General features: G+C 45.1%; 18 protein-coding genes. 3 read left to right on the top strand and 15 right to left on the bottom strand.

Annotated elements, in window-relative coordinates:
- Positions 1-192: 192 nt before the first annotated feature.
- The 5 genes from NFI80_RS20170 to NFI80_RS20150 all read right to left on the bottom strand — a co-directional run bounded on the left by NFI80_RS20170 (position 193) and on the right by NFI80_RS20150 (position 6,085).
- Positions 193-1,230 (bottom strand): FAD:protein FMN transferase, encoded by a 1,038-nt coding sequence (locus NFI80_RS20170; protein ID WP_235165998.1) that lies wholly within the window; start codon positions 1,228-1,230, stop codon positions 193-195.
- A 3-nt stretch (positions 1,231-1,233) separates the two neighbouring features.
- Positions 1,234-2,448 (bottom strand): Gfo/Idh/MocA family protein, encoded by a 1,215-nt coding sequence (locus NFI80_RS20165; protein WP_235165996.1) that lies wholly within the window; start codon positions 2,446-2,448, stop codon positions 1,234-1,236.
- 116 nt (positions 2,449-2,564) lie between these two features.
- A complete protein-coding gene (locus NFI80_RS20160) occupies positions 2,565-3,866 on the bottom strand; it encodes an alpha/beta hydrolase family protein (RefSeq protein WP_235161114.1) in 1,302 nt (433 codons plus the stop codon).
- A gap of 12 nt (positions 3,867-3,878) precedes the next feature.
- A complete protein-coding gene (locus NFI80_RS20155) occupies positions 3,879-4,628 on the bottom strand; it encodes a glucosamine-6-phosphate deaminase (protein WP_235161113.1) in 750 nt (249 codons plus the stop codon).
- A gap of 41 nt (positions 4,629-4,669) precedes the next feature.
- Positions 4,670-6,085: a Gfo/Idh/MocA family protein gene (locus NFI80_RS20150; protein WP_235161112.1), complete on the bottom strand. Its 1,416-nt coding sequence runs from the start codon at positions 6,083-6,085 to the stop codon at positions 4,670-4,672.
- 128 nt (positions 6,086-6,213) lie between these two features.
- Here NFI80_RS20150 and NFI80_RS20145 point away from each other — a divergent pair, with 128 nt between their 5' ends.
- The gene (locus NFI80_RS20145; RefSeq protein ID WP_235165994.1) at positions 6,214-7,230 is read left to right on the top strand and encodes a LacI family DNA-binding transcriptional regulator; all 1,017 of its coding nucleotides are present in this window, start codon (positions 6,214-6,216) and stop codon (positions 7,228-7,230) included.
- Between the two features lie 108 nt (positions 7,231-7,338).
- Here the strand turns inward: NFI80_RS20145 and NFI80_RS20140 are convergent, their stop codons facing one another.
- Positions 7,339-7,701 carry a hypothetical protein gene (locus NFI80_RS20140; RefSeq protein WP_235165992.1) on the bottom strand — a complete coding sequence of 121 codons (363 nt, stop codon included), beginning with the start codon at positions 7,699-7,701 and terminating at the stop codon, positions 7,339-7,341.
- Positions 7,702-7,826: 125 nt separating this feature from the next.
- Between NFI80_RS20140 and NFI80_RS20135 the strand changes: the two genes are divergently transcribed.
- Positions 7,827-9,131 carry a YihY/virulence factor BrkB family protein gene (locus NFI80_RS20135; protein ID WP_235165990.1) on the top strand — a complete coding sequence of 435 codons (1,305 nt, stop codon included), beginning with the start codon at positions 7,827-7,829 and terminating at the stop codon, positions 9,129-9,131.
- Between the two features lie 101 nt (positions 9,132-9,232).
- On the opposite strand, the gene NFI80_RS20130 is transcribed toward NFI80_RS20135, so the two are convergent.
- Positions 9,233-9,544, bottom strand: a complete 312-nt coding sequence (locus NFI80_RS20130; protein WP_235161109.1) for a hypothetical protein — start codon at positions 9,542-9,544, stop codon at positions 9,233-9,235.
- A gap of 254 nt (positions 9,545-9,798) precedes the next feature.
- Here NFI80_RS20130 and NFI80_RS20125 point away from each other — a divergent pair, with 254 nt between their 5' ends.
- Positions 9,799-10,050 (top strand): hypothetical protein, encoded by a 252-nt coding sequence (locus NFI80_RS20125; protein ID WP_035361827.1) that lies wholly within the window; start codon positions 9,799-9,801, stop codon positions 10,048-10,050.
- 99 nt (positions 10,051-10,149) lie between these two features.
- On the opposite strand, the gene NFI80_RS20120 is transcribed toward NFI80_RS20125, so the two are convergent.
- From NFI80_RS20120 to rplL, 8 genes are all read right to left on the bottom strand, one after another.
- Positions 10,150-10,545, bottom strand: coding sequence for a hypothetical protein (locus tag NFI80_RS20120; RefSeq protein WP_235165989.1), 396 nt, complete (start codon positions 10,543-10,545; stop codon positions 10,150-10,152).
- A gap of 337 nt (positions 10,546-10,882) precedes the next feature.
- Positions 10,883-11,848, bottom strand: coding sequence for an aldose epimerase family protein (locus tag NFI80_RS20115; RefSeq protein ID WP_235165988.1), 966 nt, complete (start codon positions 11,846-11,848; stop codon positions 10,883-10,885).
- 9 nt (positions 11,849-11,857) lie between these two features.
- Positions 11,858-14,002: a xanthine dehydrogenase family protein molybdopterin-binding subunit gene (locus NFI80_RS20110; protein WP_235165987.1), complete on the bottom strand. Its 2,145-nt coding sequence runs from the start codon at positions 14,000-14,002 to the stop codon at positions 11,858-11,860.
- Between the two features lie 2 nt (positions 14,003-14,004).
- The gene (locus NFI80_RS20105; protein ID WP_233798992.1) at positions 14,005-14,466 is read right to left on the bottom strand and encodes a (2Fe-2S)-binding protein; all 462 of its coding nucleotides are present in this window, start codon (positions 14,464-14,466) and stop codon (positions 14,005-14,007) included.
- A 140-nt stretch (positions 14,467-14,606) separates the two neighbouring features.
- A complete protein-coding gene (locus tag NFI80_RS20100) occupies positions 14,607-14,936 on the bottom strand; it encodes a DUF3467 domain-containing protein (RefSeq protein WP_026631783.1) in 330 nt (109 codons plus the stop codon).
- A 136-nt stretch (positions 14,937-15,072) separates the two neighbouring features.
- Positions 15,073-19,395, bottom strand: a complete 4,323-nt coding sequence (rpoC, locus tag NFI80_RS20095; RefSeq protein ID WP_235165983.1) for a DNA-directed RNA polymerase subunit beta' — start codon at positions 19,393-19,395, stop codon at positions 15,073-15,075.
- Positions 19,396-19,474: 79 nt separating this feature from the next.
- Positions 19,475-23,341: a DNA-directed RNA polymerase subunit beta gene (gene rpoB / locus NFI80_RS20090; RefSeq protein WP_233798994.1), complete on the bottom strand. Its 3,867-nt coding sequence runs from the start codon at positions 23,339-23,341 to the stop codon at positions 19,475-19,477.
- Positions 23,342-23,662: 321 nt separating this feature from the next.
- Positions 23,663-24,049 (bottom strand): 50S ribosomal protein L7/L12, encoded by a 387-nt coding sequence (rplL, locus tag NFI80_RS20085; RefSeq protein ID WP_026631780.1) that lies wholly within the window; start codon positions 24,047-24,049, stop codon positions 23,663-23,665.
- Between the last annotated feature and the right edge of the window lie 6 nt (positions 24,050-24,055).

The following is a 24,055-nucleotide window of genomic DNA, read 5'->3' as shown; positions in this document are numbered from 1 at the left end:
AGGAGATTGTGAAAATTTAAAACCTGCATTTCGCCGTTAGTCAGAATTTAATTTGGAGGCAGAACAATGTTACAATGAATTCATTCTGGTTCAATGACATTTGCTGAAAATAGTAGCGAGAACGTTACCGTTAACGTTCTCGAAAATTGCAGAAGCAGTTTTGAGGAAGGTTTGGGAATAAAAACGCTGCTATCAGGGCTTTAAAAACTTGCTGAATCCGGCGGTGGTTGTGTCGGCAATGGTGCTGTCCGGCCTTTGGAAAATGAAATAGGCGTGCAGGTTTTTACGCCTTTTCAAAAATTCCATTGCATGATCTAAACCCATGAGGAGCAATGCATTATCATATCCGTCGGCAGTTATCGCATCGTCGGCGATCACGGTGGCGCTGATTATTTCTGTCGATGCGGGATAACCTGTTTTGGGATCGATAATGTGGGAAATCCGCCGCGAACCGAGCTTGCGGAAGTTACGGTAACTTCCCGATGTGGTAACCGCGCCATCCGGGACCTGGATAACCTGCCGGATGCCTGCGGCCTGAAATTCATTTTCAGCTGGCTTTTCAATGCCGATGGACATGGCCGTATTTTCGGGATACTTTCTACCCTTAACCCTTATTTCTCCTCCTATTTCGACCAAATAGTTTGCTATACCATTGGATTCCAGAAAATTAGCCATTACATCTACGCTATAACCCTGTGCAATACCATTAACGTCAATTTTAACGCAAGGCAAATCCTTAGTAAGCCGGCTGCTGCTTAAGTGCAGCTTTTCCGAACCAATGCAAGGCATTGAAGATTGAATTTTAGCAGCGTCCGGAATGGCACTAACCCGTTCATTCCCAAATCCCCACGCCCGAACGAGCGGATAAACGGTTATGTCAAATGCGCCCTCCGTTTCCTTGAAAATTTCCTGCGATTTCCTGACCACATTGTAAAAGTGGTCATCAATGTCCACACCGGAATCGGATGCATTGAACCGGCTGATGATTGAATTGGGATTATAAATGGAAAGTGAATGATCCAGCTGGCCGAAAATGCTGTCGATCTGCGATTTTTTTACCGATTCAGATTCAGCATAGTAAGTGACCGCATAGCTCGTTCCCTGTGCTAAACCACTGATCTGAAAACGCTTGAACGATTTAGTTTCCGGAATATCCAGAATGCAAAAAGCAGGCAAGACCAGAATGGCTATGCCTGCGAGCAAAAATTGTTTATAGTTTGAAAGCCGCATGGCTTAAACGGAGTATTCCGGTTTCCAGATCTGCACAGCTTCCGTGTCCGCAGCCGCATTGCCCATATGGATCGCAATAGAGCCATCGCGGCCCGTTTCGACATTAGAAATCGGCTGTTTTTTATCCTTAATGCATTTTATAAAATCCTGCAAAGCATAAACGGTGGGTTCCAGACTTTCTTCCCCGGGTTTTCCGTAAGCTACTTCCATGCCTTTACCTTGCGTGGTTACAGCCAATGTTGCGCCAGTGACGCCATCCACAGTTCCTTTGGCATTGTTGGTGGATTCTGCGTAGATGTATGCTTTATCGCGCAGGATTTCCACGGTCGCTTTATCTCCTAAAATCCTGATACTGTAACCATTATAAGCATTTGATAACACCGAAGTTACGCTGGCTTTCACGCCGCCCGGATAATCGTAAACCGTCCGGATGTTGTCGTAAGTGTCGCGGCCATCTTTCCAATAATTAATGCCTCCCAGCCCAACCACCTTCGTGGGATGACTGTCGACGAGATAATTTACGACATCAATTTCGTGCGCGCAAAGCTCAGAAAGCGGACCGCCGCAATATTCTCGATACATTCGCCAATTGATCTGGCGCTCCATTTTCGGGTCTTTCACAGGAAAACGCCAGTTGGAATTTCGGTTATACTGACATTCAAAATGGGTGATTTTGCCCAGCCAGTTTTCCTTGATTATTTCCTTAACGCGATGATAAAGGCCATAGTAACGATATTGATAGCCGATTTGAAAAATGAGTTTCGAATCACGCACTTTTTTGACTAGATCAATGGCTTGCGGAATGTCGTAAGTCATTGATTTTTCGAGATAAATGTGCTTTCCAGCCTGTATAGCGGCAACAGCCATGGGATAATGCAGGTAAAGCGGTGTGGCTATAATGACCGCATCAAGGCTTTTATCTTCAAGTAACTTGCGATAATCCGAATATCCTTTTGCTCCTTTTTCGGCCAGGCTTAATCCCTTTTGCAGATTTTCAGGAATGGTATCGCAGCATGCAACCAGCGCAATTTCCGGCATTTCCTTGATCAATGTGCAGAGGCCGGCTCCCCGGGAACCCGTGCCTATGATGCCCAAACGAATCCTGTCAGCGGCTCTTGACCGCGCTGCAAAAAGCGGATTGGCGATCACCGACAACCCTGCGGCCGCGGTTAAGCCAGTTGTAATGAAATGTCTGCGGGAAGTGGATCGAGCTGCCATGATTGATATAAGTTACGGGCACGTGCCCGTAAATGTAAACATTTTTGTGATTCATCCATAATGATGAGTCTCATGATTACCAATTTAATTATTGCCTATGACTCTGTCCATCAGCATTATTTAAGCCATTTATCAAACCAGTCGAATGCGTCTTTCTGCATTGCAGCGTCGAACTTGTGTTCTCCGTCGTAGAATTTGGCCAGATACTTATCCTGTGCACCCGCTTTTTTGTACACATCTCCTAAAACTTTATCCGCCTTTTTCATTTCAGGAAGCGTGTAAAGCTCGTCCTGATTGTTGTTCTGAACCAATGTTGGCAAAGGCACTCTCAGGCCCAGGATTTCGGGAAAATCCATATACTTGGGCAAAAGCGGCGTATAAGTCATCCAGGTGTGGGTTACGGATTTTGTTAAGATCAAATCTGTCCAGGTGGTCATGAAACCAACGCATACTGCACATTTAATACGCGGATCCATTCCACCGAGGTAAACAGTCCGCAAACCGCCGCCCGACAAACCGCCACACCCTATACGTTGGGGATCCACGTCCTTACGCTGTTCCAAAATATCGAGCGCGACCTGATCTTCGGCCAGGAAAACACCCGGCCACGTCGTCCCGGCACTGAAAAGTGACTTGGACATGACATGCTCATGCGCGCCGGACCATTGATTGTAGGTTTCAATGTGCTCACTTTTTTCAGGATCCTGGTCCGATTTTCCCGTCGTGTCCACATCGCCCCAGGTTAAACCTTCCACATCTTCATACATAACGCGACGGCTCCCGAATGTGAATGTGTCATGGACCAGCACCACATAGCCACGCTTGGCAACTTCATTGGCCCAGGCTATCCCGCTATAATCGGTTGCGCGGTGCTCCACCAGCAGCGGGTGCTGTTCATCTGCGGTTTTGACAATTTTCCGATATCCAAAATACTTCTTACCACCATGGTCATGCAAGCCCAGGATAGCAGGAAGCGGCTTGGTGGTGCCTTGCGGCTTCAATACAATGGCCTGGGTTTTGCGGCCGTACGGCAACTGCCAGGAAATCTCCTCGATTTCCAGACCATCGTAAATGTATTTTTTATCGACCGTAACTTTTGGCAAAGCTGACTTCGGCGGGCTGGCGATCAGTTCCTGCGCTTTGGCATAGGCTTCTTTTTTCCAGGTTGCGAGATCTTTCCATTTGGGATCCCTGAACGAAAGCGGCGGAACGGGTTTCAATAATGAGGCAGCCCAGCTTCCATAGTAGCCGATAATGCTTTTGCCAGGTAAAGATGCGTTTTCAGAAACCATGTTTTGCGCCGGGATAAAATTTGAAATTGCATGAATGTCAAAGCTAAGTGGAATTGCCATGGCAGTCAATGACGCTTTCAAAAATTCCCGCCGCTCATTGTTTCCCTCCGGATTTTCAGGTTTCATATCATAGTTGGGTTAGGCAATCACACTTTCGGGCAGCAGGGATGCGGAGCTTTTATCCAGGAAAAATGTGCAATGTGCATGATTTTGCAAGATGCTCGCCGGATAAATGTTGCTTACTTCCTCCGTCAGACTATTCCTCACAGCCAGCGCCTTACGCTCATCCGGCACCGAGCAGACAATGTGTTCCGACTTCATGATCTGCTTCACTGTCATGCTAATGGCCTGCAAGGGCACCTCGTCCAGCGAACCAAACCAGCCCTCGCCCATTTGCTGCATGCGGCAAGGTTCGTCCAGGTTCACGACGTGGTATGGTTTTTCATTTTCAAAATCTGCGGGCGGATCATTGAATGCCAGATGCCCGTTTTCACCAATGCCAACCAAAGCTACATCGATCGGGTGGTGGCTGATAATGCTGTTCAGATTCTCAATCTCCGCCGTAATGTTTCCCTCGCCATTGATCAGGTGAACGGCTTTTAACGGAGGCACTTTGTCCAGAAAACGTTCCTTTAGATATTTCCTGAAACTGGCTGCATGGGCCAACGGCAAGGCGATGAATTCATCAAGATGGAACATGGTAACCTTGCCCCAGTCTATATTTTCCTCTCTTATTAATTGTTCCAAAGTTTGAAACTGACTGGTTCCTGTGGCCAGGATAATGTTCGCAAAACCCTTTTCTGCGATGGTTTTGCGGATTAGCTCTGCTGCAAGCGTTGCCGCTTGTGTTCCTAACTCTTCCTTAGTCTCCGAAATGACAACTTTCATTACAATCTGTTCTTGATTAAGATTTTATTTTAACTCAGAAATTACGATTTCACACCCGTATTGCCGCCTTGCGAAAGGGCAATGTCCACGGGCTTGTTGGATTTCCAGGCCCCGGCGGTGAAATCGGGGATGTCGATGGAATTGGAGCGATGCGCTACGGACCATTCGCTCAGCGGCGAGATCACGCTCCATGAAGCGGCGTCATAAACGTCCTGATCCAGGGGGAGGCCGTTTCTGAGGCAGTCGATAAGGCGCCAGTCCATTAGAAAATCCATGCCGCCGTGACCGCCTACTTTCTTCGCCAGCTCACCGATTCTTTTCACGATTTCGGGCTGGTACTTTTGTTCCAATGCTTTGAATTCTGCGTCTTTTAACCATTCATGACCCTTGGCAATGCGTCCTTCGGGAGTTCCTGCCGGGCCTTCGGGCAATGGATATTTTTGCGCGGAGCCTTTGGTGCCGCTGATCACATGCAACCTGGAATAAACGCGCGGCGAAGTTACGTCGTGCTGCAACATGATCGTTCTGCCTTTTGCAGTCCGGATGGTTGTCGTGTTCATGTTCCCACGAAACTTCTTCCCTTTGAATTGTTTGAACTCGGGATCTTCGGCGGCCAGTTTTTCAGCGCGGGCTTGCAGCATAAAATCGTTGCTTGCCATGCTTACCAGATAATCCATTTTATCGCCCCGGTTAATGTCCATGATCTGCGCAACAGGTCCCAGCCCGTGCGTCGGATAGAGGTTACCGTTACGCTGGTTTTCTTTCAGACGCCAGAGGTCGAAACGTTTGGATTTATCAAAAAAGGAATCATAAATGTCATGTATATAAGCACCCTCGGCATGAATAATGTCGCCAAAATAGCCTTGTCTGGCCATATTAAGGGTTAGTAATTCAAAAAAATCATAGCAGCAGTTTTCGAGCATCATACAATGCTTCTTTGTTTTTTCTGAGGTTTCAACCAGCTGCCAGCATTCGTCCACTGTGACGGCGGCGGGGATTTCTACGGCCGCGTGCTTGCCGTGCTGCATTGCAAAAACGGCCATTGGTGCATGCAGGCTCCATGGCGTGCAAATGTAAATGAGATCGAGATCTTCCTGCTCGCACATTTTTTTCCAGGCATCGGCTGTTCCGGAATACACTTTGGGATTATGGCCTGTTCCTTCAAAAGTCTTTCTTGCTTCCTCGGCTTTTTCTGGCCGGATATCACAAAGTGCGGTAACATGCACATTTTCTAACTTTTTGATCCTTTGAATGGCTCCGCCGCCTCTGTTACCAAGCCCAATGTATCCGATGCGAACGGTTTCAATTTTCGGCGCGGCATAACCGCTCATGTTGAACTTCGGAGCCGCAGGAACGATCCTGGCAGGCAAATCGAGCGGGCTGGCACCTGCATAACCGGCATTTAGCAACCCGATGCTGCTCAGCCCGGTAAGTTTGAGGAAATCTCTTTTTTTCATGGGTTTAGTTTGATATACTTACAATTTTACAACGATTCGATTAGCTATCGCTGACATTGCAGTTAATTATTAACGAGAACGTTATCGAAAACGACTGACGTTTTTTAAAGCTTTCAGACCCTAAACCCATGCGAAGACCAGCCACCATCAAGGACATTGCAAAAGCACTCGGCATCTCCGTCGCGACGGTTTCCAGGGCGTTGCGGGATGCCTATGACGTGAGCCCGCAGACGCGGACGCTGGTGCTGGAAAAAGCGGAGGAAATGCATTATAAGCCTAATTTTAATGCAACGGGTCTGGTCAAAAGCAGCACGCATAAGATTGGCGTGATCATCCCGGCTATAACCAATTATTATTTTTCAACGGTCATTACCGGCATTCAGGAAGTAGCTCAGCATAAGGGATATAGCATTATTTTATACATAACAAACGACTCGCCGGAGCTGGAAAAAAAGATCGTTCATGATCTTTCATTAAGCAGCCTGGACGGTTTACTGGCTTGCGTTTCTTCACCTTCCGACGCTTGCAAGCATTTCCAGGAACTCATTGACGACGGACTTCCCGTTGTCTTTTTTGATCGTGTTCCCGAGGAGATCAGTATTTCAAAGGTCATGCAGGACGACTATAACGGCGCCTATCAGGCTGTAAATCACCTTATTGAAAGAGGATATAGAAAAATAGCGCATATTACCGGCCCAAAGGGTGTGTTGCTGACTGAAAACAGACTGCGCGGCTATCAGCACGCACTCCGGGAGCATAACCTGGATTTTGATAATGATTGGGTAGTTTATTCGGGGTTTTCTCAAAAAGACGGAGAATCGGATGTTGCGCAGTTGTTTACAGAAAATACTGAAAAGCCTGACGCCATTTTTGCAGTTAATGATCGTAAAGCCATTGGGGCGATGGTGGCTTTGAAGCGTAAAAACATTCGGATTGGGGGAGAAGTCGGTGTTATTGGGTTCACTAATGATCCTATCTGTGAAATTATATCACCGACATTGTCCACCGTAGCTGAGCCTGCTTACGAAATCGGTCGCAAGAGCTGTGAATTGTTGTTGATCCACATTAAAAAAGCAGGTTTTGCAGGCGAAGAAGTTGTGCTTTCGGGAGAGCTTATCGTACGCGAATCCACTTCAAGGATTTAATACATTATCACTGACCAATTTTCAAGCTTGACTCTCAAAAGAAAAGTCCGCCCCAATGCCGGGACAGACTATTCTTAGCAATTTATTTTATCAGTTTCTTCCTTTCGATCAGTTCTCTTTCTTCGGAGTTGATTTGTTTCCTTTGTTCAATGTAGCGTCTCCTTTGTTCATTTTATTCACATTGGATTTGCCATTCGCGCCGTTACCTTCCTTACCTGTTCCGCTGGTTTTGTTAGAGCCATTCACTTGTCCGGCTTTGCCAGGTTGGGTAGCATTCGAGTTCCCTACCTCGTGATTGGCGCCTTGCGTAGTTCCCTGCGTATCTGTTCCTTCATTTTTTCCACCGGTTTTGCTGCTGTCCGCAGTGGCAGTTCCTTGTTGTTTCGGATTGGTCGACTGCGTAGTAGATTGTGCATATACCGAAGCAGAAACGGCGAAAGTAACTATCAAACTTGCGATTACCTTTTTCATGATTGGAATTATTAGTTGTTGAATGTTGATGCCTGCTTCTTTAAAAATCATACCCGCAACAATGCGACCCAAACTGGCATGGATATTTACCAGTGGTTGGCGTTTACACGAAAGCATGCTTCACCATGGACGCTACTACATCAAAACCTAAGTTTTTCTTATCGCTTTTTAAGGACAGTTTTTCAGAGTTTATGGAAGACAATTGCCTTAAATTAAGCGCTGCGCTATCCTATTACACTATTTTTTCCCTCGCTCCGATGCTGCTGGTGATCATCTCGATCGTAAGCATTGTATTTGGGAAGGAAGCATTTCAAGGTGAACTGTTTGGGCAAATAAGTGGTCTGGTTGGCAAGGAGGCTGCCTTGCAGTTGCAGGAGTTGATTAAAAATGCAGAGCTTTCCAATAAATCAGGACTTGCCGCCACAATCGGGATTGTGACGCTGCTCATTGGTGCGACCGGGGTTTTTGCCGAGATACAAGATTCGATCAATTACATATGGTCTATCAAATCCAAACCCAAAAAAGGATGGCTGCAATATCTTAAAAACCGGCTGCTATCATTCTCCATCATTATCACATTAGGCTTTTTACTCATCGTTTCCCTGGGTGTGAATACTCTGGTTGATTTGATGAGTGCGCGTTTGGAGCGCTATTTCTCAGAAGTGTCTGTGATCTTTTTCTCAGTATTGAATGTCGTCGTGGTAATGGCGATCATTACGGCACTTTTTTCTGTCATATTTAAAATATTGCCCGATGGCCATGTACGTTGGAAAGAGTGCATTGTCGGCGCGGCATTTACAGCTATCCTTTTCGCAATTGGTAAATTTGGCATCAGCTTTTATCTTGGAAAACAGGATCTTGGCGCAACCTATGGTGCTTCCGCTTCAATCGTGATCCTTTTGACCTGGGTTTATTATTCCTCTATTATTCTCTATTTCGGGGCGGAGTTTACCAAAGTTTATGCAAAAACCGACGGTGTCGGGATTTCGCCTAATGAGCATGCGGTGCTCATGGTAAGGAGGGAAATGGAACAGGATAAGCCCGAACAGGCTATGGCGGATGCACAGCACGCCACAACCTCCGTAAATCCAAAGGAAGTGACGCATAAAATGATGGACACGGTCACCCAGTTCATCGATGACAAGCTGAATGCGATCAGGGCTGAGATCAAGGCGAAAATTGCACAGATCACCGCACCTTTTTCCTACTACGCATTTGTTGCGATCATTGTATTTATGATCGTGATCATGGTGGTCGTTTTGCTGGGCCATTTCCTGAACAATGCATTTAACAGCGATTATCTTGGTTTCGTAGTGTTGCTCGGCTTTACATTAGTCCTGTTCTCACTATGTTTTATTTTCAGGGAAAGGTTGCTGGGAGGCATTAAAAAGGCAGTCGCCAAAAAGGTGCAGTCTGGGAACGAACCGTGATATCTATTACTATGGTTAGCAAAAAAAGGGGACATCTGTCCCCTTTTTTATTACCTATAATTCGCTACTGATTTATAAACGGCTTGTGTTAATCTGCTCGTTCAATTATCCCTCTTTTGAATAACCCACATCCAATCTGCCGGCCACGAATTGGAGCGAATGCTATCGTGCCTCACGAGCTTCTCATCAATCACCTCATAGCCAATCAATCGCCCTCCCTGACTTTCCACATCTGCACGGGCATAATTATGAAGCTGGATCCAAACTTCCGGCGCAATCAATTCTACGGAAACAAAGCTTAGCCTCTTCCATTTCGGATCGCTGGAATCATCTACATAACGAAGCAAAAGATAGTGTTTGAAACTTTCGTTGCTCAAAGACAATATCGTCTTTCTAGTGTCTGCATGTTTCATGATACGCTAATTTAATTGTCCTAAAAAATACTCAAATAATACAATGAATAAAATTCAGCATTTGTACGCCGCATATCGGTTGTAACCACGGTATACAACGCGTGTTCTATATAATATAAAATTCTTGCCACAGCATTTATAAAAGTAATTCTACCCTTCTACATGGTATTTTAAAATTTTATATTTATGTTTTCGCTGACTTTAAAAAGTGGCATAAAATTTTAAAATACCATCGGACGATAACACATAAACCGATGGTCACATTGAACTATATGAAGGATGACTGGGTGAAGGAGAAGAACGGAACCCGTATTATGCAAGTTGATGAATATCAAATTGTAGACATTGTAACCTATGTAAATGGTAACTCAACGCCTGTAACGAAAAGAAGTTATAACGGAAAAGTTTGGTGTACTTGGGTAAATGAAAATAAAGCAGTGGTTACCCAGCCTTTTTTGGAATCAGATCTTGAACCGGCTGTACCCCAGCAAGTTGCGCATTACTGATTTCACAAGAACTTTCGTCTCCCGACCCTTCAAGCAATTGCATTGAATCAAAATGCCCGAAATTGAATTTCGGGCATTTTAATTTTTGTTTGTTGATGATTATGGTTTTCTGTCGGCTTCGATTACTGAGCCAGATGAATTTGTATCGGTTGCATTCGCGTCTTTTCTATTTTTCTTACGATTTTTCCTATCCATCTTTTTATCACTCGCCGGCACAAGCGAATCCTTTATTACTGCACCGGACGCGCCCTGGGATTTAATCAAGGTATCTTCCGACGGTGTATTTGAAGGCCTTACGGGAGATTGAGGAGAGTTAAACTCTGCCTTTTTCTCAGTCGTCGGATTAGATGATGAGGGCGTTGTGGTGGTTGGATCCTGCGTAGGCACACTCTGTGGCTGCGATGGGGATGTTGGCGTTGTTGGAACAGTTTGCGCATAGCTTGCGGCAGAAACTCCCAGCGCTGCAATCAGGATAAATGCTTTTAAAGTTTTCATCTTAGTTCAGTTTAGTTGTCGATGGTCTGATACTCGCAGTGACATCCAAAACTATTCCTAAGAGTGACATTTTCGTGCTATCAAATATTATTTCAATATTGTTTGTTTAAAATTAATCAGAGGCATTTTTCGACCGATGGTCTTACATATCCAAATAGTTATCTTATTAACAATAAGTATCTTATCCACAAATTGCGCATTGGTTTACCCAAACTGCCTGCGTTAAGATCATTGGAACAGCATTAAATAAATTTTTCATATACGAAGTAATTCTATTGAGAAAGGGTTCTCTTTTGCACGCATCAAAAATAGAAATATAACGCTAAGGTTTAGCAGGTCAAAAAGTGTAGAACTCGTAGTTGACGTTCCACTTTGTTTCCTGACCCGGTTTTGCACTGATGTGAATGTAGGGCTCAGGGCATGAGGTGGTGGGATTGGCCCAGTATACCAATTTCTCCAAAGGCCTGTCACCCGTAATTCTTACGCCAGCTGATGTTTTTGTATTTTCAATGCGTATATCATAATCTTTCGCGGTTGCCCCGAAGCCTTTCAGGCCACTGGAGAATATCTGATCGCCATTTACAACCGGCCTTGCATAGTTAAGCGTTTTGCCTTTTGCATTGATAATGGTCCCAAATCCTGCTCCTTCCCCACTTACTTCGAAAGGAAAAACGATCCGTATATGCTCGTTCGTTGGCTCTTTATCGATCATGAAAAAGTTGTGATTGTAAGTGCTGGTTGAAATTTCTTTCGAGCCGGTATTTTTAAGGCTGTGTTCTAAAACAAGTTGGGGCTTTCCTTTAACCAGTTTTAATGTCTTTGTATATACATAACCGTAGCCTGTTGCGTCTTTCAATGTATGCGTGAATGTTACGTGATCCTTTTTCTTGTCAACGGTCCATTTACCGGCATCTTTCACCTCATAATTCGTTGCGAACGAATAGTTTTTATCATCAGGCTTAACCAGCACTCCAACGCCGATTTTCACGAATGTTTCACCTGGCTTTACCGCATCAAAATCCAATGCGACGAACTCCTCAACCGGCCCCATAATGGCGTCATGCAATTTGGGATCATAGGTGCTGTTCCATTGCCCAAAATAAGAGTGCCCCTTGTAATCAAGGCTGGCAACCTGTCCTGCCCAGTCGAAACGCACGCCACGATAATAGCCTGAGCTGGCATCCGGCATCATTAACTTCGCATTAATGATGCCGTTTGAAATGACTGCCTCCGGGAAATCGGCGAATCGGAATGCAGTAATGAACAGGCATATGGAGGCAATGAGCAATAGGGTTTTCTTCATGATAATAGGTTAAGAAATGCCTTTGAAAGCTTCCTCGTTTACAAAAGGCTGGTTGCGCAAGCGCTGTTTTGTTGCTTTATAAAAGGCATTGGCCATAGCAGCGCCAGCAGGCGGCAATGCCGGTTCGCCCAAACCTGTGGGAGATATGCCGTTGTTGACAAAATGCACATCCACTTCCGGGATTTCGTTCATCCTGATCAGGCGGAAACCATTGAAGTTGGTCTGATCCGGTGCGCCGTCCTTGAATGTCATGTTACCATACATTGCGTGGCCCAGGCCATCTACAACACCGCCCCTAACCTGCTGCAAAGATCCGCTTTGGTTAATTACAATGCCGCAATCGACTGCTGCAATCACATTTTTAAGAACCGGCTTGCCTTTCTGCATGACGATCTCACCTACTTGCGCTACGTAAGATCTGTGAGAAAAATAAACGCTGAATCCTTGGTAAACGCCTTTCTTTTTGCCCCAGTTACTTTTCTCAGCCGCCATTTTTACCACAGCGATCATTCTGTCCACATCATATTTAACCGCATTAACGGGTGACTTTTTCGCTTTTTCAAGCAATTCCAGTCGGAATGCAACCGGATCCTTGCCTGCTGCCTCAGCAACTTCGTCCAGGAAGGATTGTTCTGCATAAGCCAGGAAATTGGTAATTGGCGCACGCCATGGACCCGTTGTGATCGGGGATTTGTGCTCAACAGAGTCTATTAGCAAGTTGTCTACGGATCCGGACGGGAAATTGTCTTCCCTTGTTGAATTTCCGGAGTTCATGCCGACACCACGCAGCTTATAACCGATCATGGTTCCGTCTTTGTCCAATGCGGCTTCGAAGCGGTAACGCACTGCGGGGCGGTAAGTGCCGCCTGTCATATCATCTTCCCGCGTCCACACCACTTTTACCGGCGCTTTCACGAGCTTGGAAACGTGTGCGGCCTCAATTACAAAGTCTGCTGAAAGCCTCCGACCAAATCCACCGCCCTGACGGGTGATTTCGACCGTTATTTTTTCGGATGCTATGCCGGTGATTTTCGATACTTCCGTACGCGCGCGCTCGGGCGTTTGCGTCGGGCCCACGAGTTCTACGCCGTCCTCACGCACGTGCGCAAAGAAGTTCATGGGTTCCAATGGGCTGTGCGGCAGGAACGGGCATTGATACTCGGCTTTGATGACTTTTGCAGCATTTTTGAATGCTGCATCCACGTCGCCGTCTTTGCGCCTTACGGTTGCTTCGCCATTGTCCATCAACTGAGAAAAAATGCGATTATGATCGGCAGTACTTTCGAGTTCTGCTGCTTTCTCATATTCGATTTTCAAAACGTCTTTGGCCTTTTTCACCTGCCAGGTTGATTTACCCACAACGGCAACGCTGTTTTCAAATGTTACTACATCCACAATGCCGGGCATAGCCTTGGCTGCTGCGGAATCGACCGATTTCAATTTTAATCCAAATGCTTTTGGCCGCTGGATCAAGGCGAACAGCATTCCCTCCTTGTAAAAATCAAGTCCGAAAAGTGGCTTGCCCGTGGCTATATTATGGTTATCAACATTACGAACGGATTGTCCGATCAGCTTGAAATCTTTTTCATTCTTTAATTTGATCTCCGTTGGTGCAGTCAGTTTCGAAGCTGCTTCTGCCAGTTCGCCATATGTGGCAGATTTACCTGAGGTTTTATGCAGGACTTTACCATTTTCAGTGGTTAGCTCAGCAGCGGGAACATTCCATTTTGTTGCGGCTGCCTCTATCAAAAGATAGCGAGCGGTTGCTCCTGCTTTGCGCAGGCGTTCCCAGGAATGTGGCACTGCGCCGCTTCCGCCAGTAACTTGCCTTTCAAAAATTCCTGTATCCAGATTTCCCTGAACGGTTTTCACCTGTTTCCAATCCGCATCCAGTTCTTCGGCAACGACCATTGGAAATGCTGTTTTTATTCCTTGACCGATTTCCGGGTTAGGCGAGACAATAGTAATGATGTTATCTGTGCCAATTGACAAATAACTGTTAAAATTTATCGAGCCGGCGGCAATGCTTTTCGCATCTACAACCACAGGAAGCGCAGTGGAGTTGGTCCAATGGAAACCCAAAAACAGTCCACCACCTGCTGCGGCCGCAATTTTCATAAAATTGCGCCTCGAAGTTTGTTCTAATGTCTGCATGGTCAGTTGGTTTTGGATGCTGCTACTTTCACTGCTTCACGAATGCGGTGGTAAGTGCCGCAACGGCAAATGTTGCCGCTCATGGTGGAGACGATTTCTTCTTCGGTAGGCTTTGGTTTTTCTTTGAGCAATGCAGCAGCCGTCATAATCTGGCCAGCCTGACAGTAACCGCATTGTGCCACGTCCACCTCGTCCCAGGCCTGCTGAACCGGATGATCGCCTTTCTCTGAAAGTCCTTCAATGGTGGTCACTTTTGCTTTTCCAACAGCTGAAACGGGCAGCACGCAAGAGCGCACCGCTTTACCATCTATGTGAACGGTGCATGCACCACATTGTGCAATCCCGCAGCCGTATTTGGTGCCTACAAGTCCGAGATTATCGCGGAGCACCCACAAAAGCGGAGTGTCCCGCTCCACATCCGCATCGTAAGCGCGGTTGTTAATTGAAAGTTTAAATAACGCCATGGTGAATTGATTGGGTTCGGAAATGATTGTTCCTGATGCAGATACCGAAGTTACAAAAAATGTCAAAAGGATGGTGACTGTAAGCAACTTAAAGTTAAATCGCTTATCAGAATAAGTCAATAAATGCTGCAATGAAATGCTTATGCTTCGCCGCCTGGCCCTCCGAAACTGATTGGAAAATTAAATGATGGCTCGTTATCCTGTGAGCTTTGGATCTGGCCGTATTGGTCTTCGTATTTTTGAATATTGTCCTGTAATGCTGCGATGAGGCGTTTTGCGTGTTCCGGCGTGATAATGATCCGTGCCTTTACTTTTGCGCGGGGAACGCCAGGCATTAAGCGAATAAAATCAAGGATAAACTCGCTGTTTGAATGTGCGATCATCGCCAAGTTGGAATAAACTCCTTCGGCCATTTCCTCTGACAATTCTACATTGATCTGCTGTTCGTTTTCTTTTGTGTTATCTTCCATCGGTTGGTTTTATTGGCATTACAGTGCTTGGCAGCAAATGATTATCTCTGCGGAAATTACTAAAATTTAGTATTAAAACAGCAAAAAGCCGGTTCCACATCGCAGAACCGGCTCTTTTTATTTTACTTGAATTGGCCTATACTAATTCCTTTTTCTTGCGAGAAAGCTTCTCACGAGATTCAGTCAAAGCATCGAACTCTTCTTTTGATCCAACGATCAGGCTTTCGTATTGACGCATTCCTGTTCCGGCTGGGATCAAGTGACCGACGATCACGTTTTCTTTCAAGCCTTTCAGTTCGTCGCGTTTTCCACGAACAGCCGCTTCGCTCAATACTTTGGTTGTTTCCTGGAACGAGGCCGCAGAAACGAAACTTTCAGTACCCAATGAAGCTTGTGTGATACCCATCAAAGTAGGTTTCGCAACAGCTGCCTGCGCATCACGCGCAGTAACCAGTTTCAAGTCACGACGTTTCAAGCTTGAATTTTCATCACGCAAACGACGAACTGAAACGATCATACCCGGCTTCAGAGTCTCAGAGCTACCAGCGTCTTCAATCACTTTCAAATCCAGGATCTTATCATTTTCTTCACGGAACACAACACGGTCAACCGGTTGCATTTCAAGGAAGTTGGTATCACCTGCATCCAGGATCTCTACTTTCTGCATCATTTGGCGTACGATACATTCGATATGCTTATCGTTGATCTTCACACCTTGCAGACGGTATACTTCCTGAATTTCATTTACAAGATATTCCTGAACCGCTGTTGGTCCTTTGATAGAAAGGATATCAGCTGGTGTGATCGCTCCGTCGGATAATGGATCTCCTGCTCTTACGAAGTCACCATCCTGAACCAGAATGTGTTTCGAAAGGGCAACCATGTAACGACGTTGTGTTCCGTCTCTTGATTCGATATGAATTTCACGGTTACCGCGTTTCACACCTCCATAAGAAACTACACCATCGATTTCAGAAACAGTTGCTGGGTTAGACGGGTTACGAGCTTCGAAAAGTTCAGTTACACGTGGCAAACCTCCCGTAATGTCGCGTGTTTTACCAACTACACGTGGGATTTTCGCCAATGGCTGACCTGCCTTAATGTTCGTTCCGGCTTTCACCACCAAACGTGCTCCAACAGGAAGGTTATAACCTTTTTCTGTCTGATCTTTCAACAACGTAGACTTACCTTTTACCACGATAGCCGGGTTTTTGGTTTTATCACGTGTTTCAATGATCACAGATTCCTGGAAACCAGTTTGCTCATCAAATTCTTCACGATATGTAATGCCTTCTTCAATTGCATCGAAAGATACTACTCCGGTGAATTCCGAAAGGATTACTGCGTGATATGGATCCCAAGTACAAAGTTCTTGTCCTTTCTGAACCTTCTCACCGTCTTTTACCAAAAGGTGTGCTCCATAAGGAACGTTGTTTGAGATCAGCAATTGACCTGTTTCAGGATTAGTAATTTTAACCTCTCCTGAACGACCCATTACTACTGTTACTTCATCTCCTTCTGAGTTAACAGACTGAACAAGACGAAGATCTTCAAAACCAATTACACCGTCGAATTTCGCCTTGATGTTTGCTTCAACAGAAATGTTAGAAGCTGTACCACCGACGTGGAATGTACGAAGTGTCAACTGCGTTCCCGGCTCACCGATGGACTGCGATGCAATTACACCCACAGCTTCACCAATGTTAACCATATGCGCAGATGCCAATGAACGTCCGTAGCATTTCGCACAAACACCATTACGCGTTTCGCAAGTCAATACCGAACGGATTTCAACTGTTTCAATGCTCGTCTCATCAATGTAAGAAGCGATCTCTTCCGTAATTTCCTGACCGGAAGCCAAGATCATTTCGTTAGACAAAGGATCAAATACATCGTGAACACTTACACGACCCAAAATACGCTCAGAAAGCGGCTCAACGATATCTTCGTTGTCTTTCAAAGCAGAGATTGCAATTCCACGAAGGGATCCGCAGTCTGTTTCGATCACAACAACATCCTGTGCAACGTCATGCAGACGACGTGTCAGGTAACCCGCATCAGCCGTTTTCAAGGCTGTATCGGCAAGACCTTTACGTGCACCGTGTGTTGAGATAAAGTATTCAAGAACGTCCAAACCTTCTTTAAAGTTGGAAAGGATCGGGTTCTCGATGATTTCACCTGCACCACCCGCGATGTTTTTCTGAGGCTTGGCCATAAGACCCCTCATTCCACCCAACTGACGGATTTGCTCGCGCGAACCACGTGCACCTGAGTGCATCATCATATAAATTGAGTTGAATCCGCCTTGGTCAGTTTCCAATTGCTTCATCAACGTTTCTGTAATGCGTGAGTTAACACGAGTCCAGATATCGATAACTTGGTTGTAACGTTCGTTTTCAGTGATAAGACCCATCAAGTAGTTGCTCCAAACGTTTTCCACGTCCAGTTTCGCTTGCTCGATCAGTTTCACTTTTTCGTCTGGCACCATTACGTCGTTCAATCCCATTGACAAACCGCCTTTGAAGGCCATCTGGAAACCAAGTTCTTTGATTTCATCCAGGAACTGAGCTGTACGGGCAACACCAGCCAATTTGAACACCAAACCGATGATCTGCTGCAATTTTTTCTTAGTCAGCAACTCATTAATGTAACCTACTTCCTCAGGAACAGCCTGATTGAAAAGGATACGTCCGGCAACAGTGTCAACCATTTTCGTTTCAAATGTTCCGTCGTCGTTACGAACGCGCAGGCGGCATTTGATATTCGCATGTTTTGACAATTTGCCTTCGTTGATGGCAATGATCACTTCGTCAGGACCGTAGAAGATCATTCCTTCTCCGATAATCGGATAATGATCTGTGCTTACGCGGCCTTTTGTAACATAATACAGACCCAAAACCATGTCTTGTGATGGAACCGTAATTGGCGCACCGTTGGCAGGGTTAAGAATGTTATGTGACGAAAGCATCAACATTGAAGCTTCCAAAACGGCTTCTTGACCCAATGGCACGTGAACGGCCATCTGGTCACCGTCAAAGTCAGCGTTGAATGCAGTACAAACCAATGGGTGCAACTGGATCGCTTTTCCTTCGATCAGCTTAGGCTGGAATGCCTGGATACCCAAACGGTGCAATGTTGGAGCACGGTTAAGCAGAACAGGGTGTCCTTTCAAAACGTTTTCCAAAATATCCCAGATCACAGGATCCTTACGATCTACGATCTTCTTCGCTGATTTTACAGTTTTAACAATTCCACGCTCGATCAGCTTGCGGATAATGAACGGCTTGAATAATTCTGCCGCCATATCTTTTGGCAAACCGCATTCGTGCAATTTCAATTCAGGTCCAACGACGATTACCGAACGACCAGAATAATCGACACGCTTACCAAGCAAGTTTTGACGGAAACGTCCTTGCTTACCTTTCAGCATGTCAGAAAGTGATTTCAATGCACGGTTACCTTCTGAACGCACCGCGTTTACTTTACGGCTGTTATCGAAAAGCGAGTCTACCGCTTCCTGCAACATCCTTTTTTCGTTACGCAAGATCACCTCAGGTGCTTTGATCTCGATCAGACGCTTCAAACGGTTGTTACGAATAATAACACGACGATAAAGGTCATTCAAATCGGAAGTCGCAAAACGACCACCATCCAAAGGCACAAGCGGACGAAGTTCTGGTGGAATTACCGGAACCATCTTGATCACCATCCACTCAGGACGGTTTTCGATACGTGTATTTGCATCACGGAATGCTTCGACAACTTTCAGACGCTTCAATGCTTCTGCTTTACGTTGCTGCGAAGTGTCCGTTGCTGCCTGGTGACGAAGTTCGTATGAAAGCTCATCCAGTTTAATTCTGTTCAAAAGCATTTCAAGCGCATCAGCACCCATTTTCGCGATAAACTTATTTGGATCCGTGTCCGGAAGCATTTGGTTTTCGCGAGGCAATTTGTCAATGATATCCAGATACTCATCTTCGGTCAAGAAGTCAAGATAACCTACGCCATCTTCTTCTTTAACACCAGGCTGAACGACTGCATATCGCTCGTAATAAATGATTTGATCCAATTTCTTGGTCGATAATCCCAGCAGGTAACCGATTTTGTTCGGCAAGCTGCGGAAATACCAGATGTGCGCAACTGGAACCACCAGTTCAATGTGGCCCATACGCTCGCGACGCACCTTTTTCTCAGTAACCTCTACACCGCAACGGTCGCAGATGATTCCTTTGTAACGGATACGTTTGTATTTCCCACAATGACATTCCCAGTCCTTCACAGGACCGAAGATCCTTTCGCAGAATAATCCGCCCATCTCCGGCTTGTAAGTCCGGTAGTTGATGGTTTCAGGCTGGGTTACTTCACCAAATGAGCTCTCAAGGATAGACTCAGGTGAAGCCAGACTGATCGTCATTCTGGAAAAATCACTATTAAGTTTTTTGTTCTTTTTGAAAGACATAATTAAAAAGTCGTTTGTCTGTTAGTCGAAACTCAATTGATTTCATTATGGCGCGGTTTCCCGCGCCAACGACTAAATATTAGTCCAGTGTAATCTCCAATGCTAATCCACGAAGCTCGTGAACAAGTACGTTGAATGACTCCGGAATATTCGGTTTCGGAAGGTTTTCACCTTTCACGATTGCTTCATATGCTTTGGCACGGCCCACCACGTCATCAGATTTTACCGTAAGAATTTCCTGAAGAATGTGAGATGCACCGAATGCTTCAAGCGCCCACACTTCCATTTCTCCAAAACGCTGACCTCCGAATTGTGCTTTACCACCAAGCGGTTGCTGTGTAATGAGTGAGTATGGCCCGATAGAACGCGCGTGCATTTTATCGTCAACCAAGTGACCCAGTTTCATCATATACATCAAACCAACTGTGATCTGCTGATCAAAGCGCTCTCCACTCAAACCATTATAAAGGAATGTACGTCCCCAATCTGGCAATCCGGCTTCTTTCAACTCAGCCGCAACTTCTGCTTCCGTAGCTCCATCGAAGATTGGAGTAGCATAGCGACGACCTAGTTTCAAACCTGCCCAAGCAAGAATGGTTTCATATATCTGACCAATGTTCATACGTGAAGGCACCCCAAGTGGGTTCAACACGATATCCATTGGTGTTCCGTCTTCAAGGAATGGCATATCTTCATCACGAACGATACGCGCAACAACTCCTTTGTTACCGTGACGACCTGCCATTTTATCCCCAACTTTCAATTTACGTTTCTTGGCAATGTATACTTTTGCCAACTTCACGATTCCAGCTGGAAGCTCATCACCTACTTCAAGCGCGAAACGATCACGTTTGAAACGGCCCATCAATTCGCTACGGGCGTTCAGGTAATTTTTCAACACCAAAGAAACTTGCAAGTTGGTTTCTGAATCCTCAGTCCAGGAATCCGTTAACACGTCACCGATCAAGTTAACTTCTTCGGCAACTGCATACTGAGATTCATCGCGGTAAGGGTTATTTGCAGGGAACAAGTTCTCAGAGATATTTCTCACATTGAACTTCATTCCTTTGCTTACTAACTCATCACCGAATTTATGCTTAACACCCTGGCTGGTTTTACCGTCAACCAATGCAACCAACTTCTCAATAATACGACCACGAAGCGCTGTAAGCTCACGGCCATATTTTTTCATCAATAAGCGAAGCTCATCTTTGTGTTTAGCACGCTCTTCTTTGGTAGGGCGAGAGAAAAGTTTAGTGTCGATAACCACACCCTTCATCGATGGCGGTGCTTTCTTAGAAGCATCCTTCACATCACCAGCTTTATCACCAAAGATCGCACGAAGCAGTTTTTCTTCCGGAGTTGGATCCGATTCTCCTTTTGGAGTGATCTTACCAATTAAAATATCTCCTTCTTTAACTTCTGTACCAACCTGAACAATACCATTCTCATCAAGATTCTTAACAGTTTCCTCACTTACGTTTGGAATCTCAGCTGTAAGTTCTTCTTCTCCGCGTTTTGTATCACGCACTTCCAATTCAAATTCTTCAATGTGAATAGAAGTAAAGATATCTTCACGAACCACTTTCTCCGAGATTACAATCGCATCCTCGAAGTTGTATCCCTGCCAAGGCATGAACGCAACCAAAAGGTTACGGCCCAAAGCAAGTTCACCACCTTCTGTTCCATATCCCTGGCAAAGTGCTTCTCCTTTCTTCACCTTTTGGCCTTTAAGAACCATTGGTTGAAGGTTAAGGCAAGTGTCCTGGTTGGTACGACGGAATTTAACAAGATCGTAAGAAACGCTGTCTTCAATGAAGCTTACAAGGCGCTCATCATCTGTTCTATCGTATTTAACAACGATTTTCTTAGCATCTACAAATTCAATGACACCGTCGCCTTCTGCAACAACTAATGCTCTTGAATCCATTGCAACACGCTTTTCAAGACCTGTTCCAACGATTGGCGCTTGTGGACGCAACAATGGAACACCTTGGCGCTGCATGTTGGATCCCATCAAGGCACGGTTCGCATCATCATGTTCCAAGAAAGGAATCAATGAAGCAGCAACCGAAACGATCTGGTTCGCAGCAACGTCCATGAACGATGCTTGTGAAGGATCCACCATCGGGAAGTCACCTTCAAAACGCGTCTTAATTTTTTCTACCGTAAAGTTTCCTTTGTCATCCACAGAGGCATTTGCTTGTGCAATGTATTTGGAATCTTCTTCCTCGGCAGTCATATATATAAGCTCATCAGTCAGCTTACCAGCGCCGTCGATTACACGATATGGCGTTTCGATAAAGCCCATTCCGTTCACTTTTGCGAAAACGCAAAGTGATGAAATCAAACCAATGTTCGGACCTTCCGGTGTTTCAATCGTACAAAGACGACCGTAGTGCGTGTAGTGAACGTCACGAACCTCGAAACCAGCTCTTTCGCGAGAAAGACCACCTGGCCCAAGTGCCGACATTCTACGCTTGTGGGTAATCTCAGCCAATGGATTCGTTTGATCCATAAACTGTGATAATTGGTTTGTACCAAAGAATGAGTTGATAACAGAAGACAAGGTCCGCGCATTGATCAGATCAACCGGCTTGAAATCTTCATTATCACGCACGTTCATACGCTCCTTAATAGTACGCGCCATACGCGCAAGACCTACACCAAACTGAGCATAGAGCTGCTCGCCTACTGTACGCACGCGACGGTTTGACAAATGGTCAATATCATCGACAACCGCTTTCGCATTGATCAAGCCGATCAGATACTTCACGATGGAAACGATATCGCCGGTTGTAAGAACGCGAACGTCCAAACTTGTGTCAGAACCTAATTTTTTGTTAATCCTGTAACGACCAACATCACCAAGGTCATAACGTTTGTCACTGAAGAACAAGCTCTGGATAACATCGCGAGCAGTTTGTTCGTCCGGTGCCTCAGCATTACGCAATTGGCGGTAAATTTGCTCAACTGCCTCTTTATCAGAGTTTGAGCTATCTTTTTGAAGCGTATTATAAATAATGTTATAATCCGCAACATTCATATCTTCTTTATGCAGGATGACAGATTTCTGACCTGATTCCACGATTACTTCAATGTCCTCAGCAGAAATAGTCGAATCACGTTCAAGTAACACTTCGTTACGTTGAATAGAAACCACCTCGCCAGTATCCTCGTCAACGAAATCTTCTGTCCAGGTTCTCAAAACCCTTGCAGCCAAGCGACGGCCAACAGCTTTTTTCAAGTTTGTTGGTGTTGCACTGATTTCTTCTGACAATCCAAAAAGGTCAAGGATATCTTTATCAGATCCAAAACCGATGGCACGAAGCAATGTTGTAACCGGGAATTTTTTCTTACGGTCGATGTACGCGTACATCACATTGTTAACATCTGTCGAGAATTCAATCCAAGAACCCTTGAAAGGAATAATACGCGCAGAGTACAATTTAGAACCGTTGGTGTGCTTGCTCATTGAGAAGAACACACCTGGTGAGCGGTGAAGTTGTGAAACGATAACGCGCTCAGCACCATTGATTACGAAAGAACCTCTTTCGGTCATGTAAGGAATGTTTCCTAAGAAAACCTCCTGCTCAATGGTTTCAAATTCTTCGTGATCAGCATCATTACAAATTAAACGTAATTTTGCTTTCAGCGGCACTGCATAAGTCAGTCCGCGATCAATGGATTCATCGACAGAATATTTCGGTGGTTCAAGGAGATAATCAATGAACTCCAGCACGAAATTGTCGCGTGAATCGGCAATAGGAAAGTTTTCAGCGAAAACTTTGTACAATCCTTCTCCCGAACGATCTTCAACCGATGTATCAAGACTGAAGAAATCCCGGAATGATTGAACCTGGATTCCTAACAAATCCGGATAATCGATAATCTGATTGATCCTTGAAAAGTTTTTTCTAGGTGTTGTTGCTTTAATTGTAGCCAAGGCTATGTTTGATTTGGGTTAGTAGAAAAACTAATGCGCCGGAGTAACCTTTACGCGCCGCAATCGTAATAATTAGTTTTAAACCTAATCTATTGCCTCGTAGAGATAAATAACTGCCCCTATTCTCCTTTCCTACGAGTAAAGAAGTGTTTCGCGCAAATTATTTGAAAAGAAGAATGATAAACCCCGAATTAATAATGGGCTATCTAAGTACAAACGCAAAAAAATTATTTTTCGTTTGGTATACACATAAATAGGAAAAAGACCTGACGTAAATCAGGCCTCATTCCCTAGAATTATAGGCTATTGGTATAAAGCAAATTACTTCACTTCAACTTCTGCACCTGCTTCTTCAAGTTGTTTTTTCAAAGCTTCTGCTTCGTCTTTTGCAACTCCTTCTTTAACAGGCTTAGGAGCGCCGTCAACTAGTTCTTTCGCTTCTTTCAAGCCAAGACCAGTAAGGTCTTTAACCAATTTCACAACAGCTAGTTTGCTTGCACCAGCTGCTTTCAAGATAACATCAAAAGATGTTTTCTCCTCTGCTGCAGGAGCATCAGAACCACCACCAGCAGCAGGACCTGCTACCATTACCGCACCAGCCGCTGCAGGCTCAATACCGTACTCGTCTTTAAGAATTGTAGCCAATTCGTTCACTTCTTTAACCGTAAGGTTAACAAGCTGTTCTGCGAAAGCTTTCAAATCTGCCATTTTTAT

Origin of the sequence: Dyadobacter chenhuakuii, assembly GCF_023821985.2 — a bacterium.
Lineage (GTDB): Bacteria > Bacteroidota > Bacteroidia > Cytophagales > Spirosomataceae > Dyadobacter > Dyadobacter chenhuakuii.
This window is presented reverse-complemented; position numbering and strand designations above follow the sequence as displayed.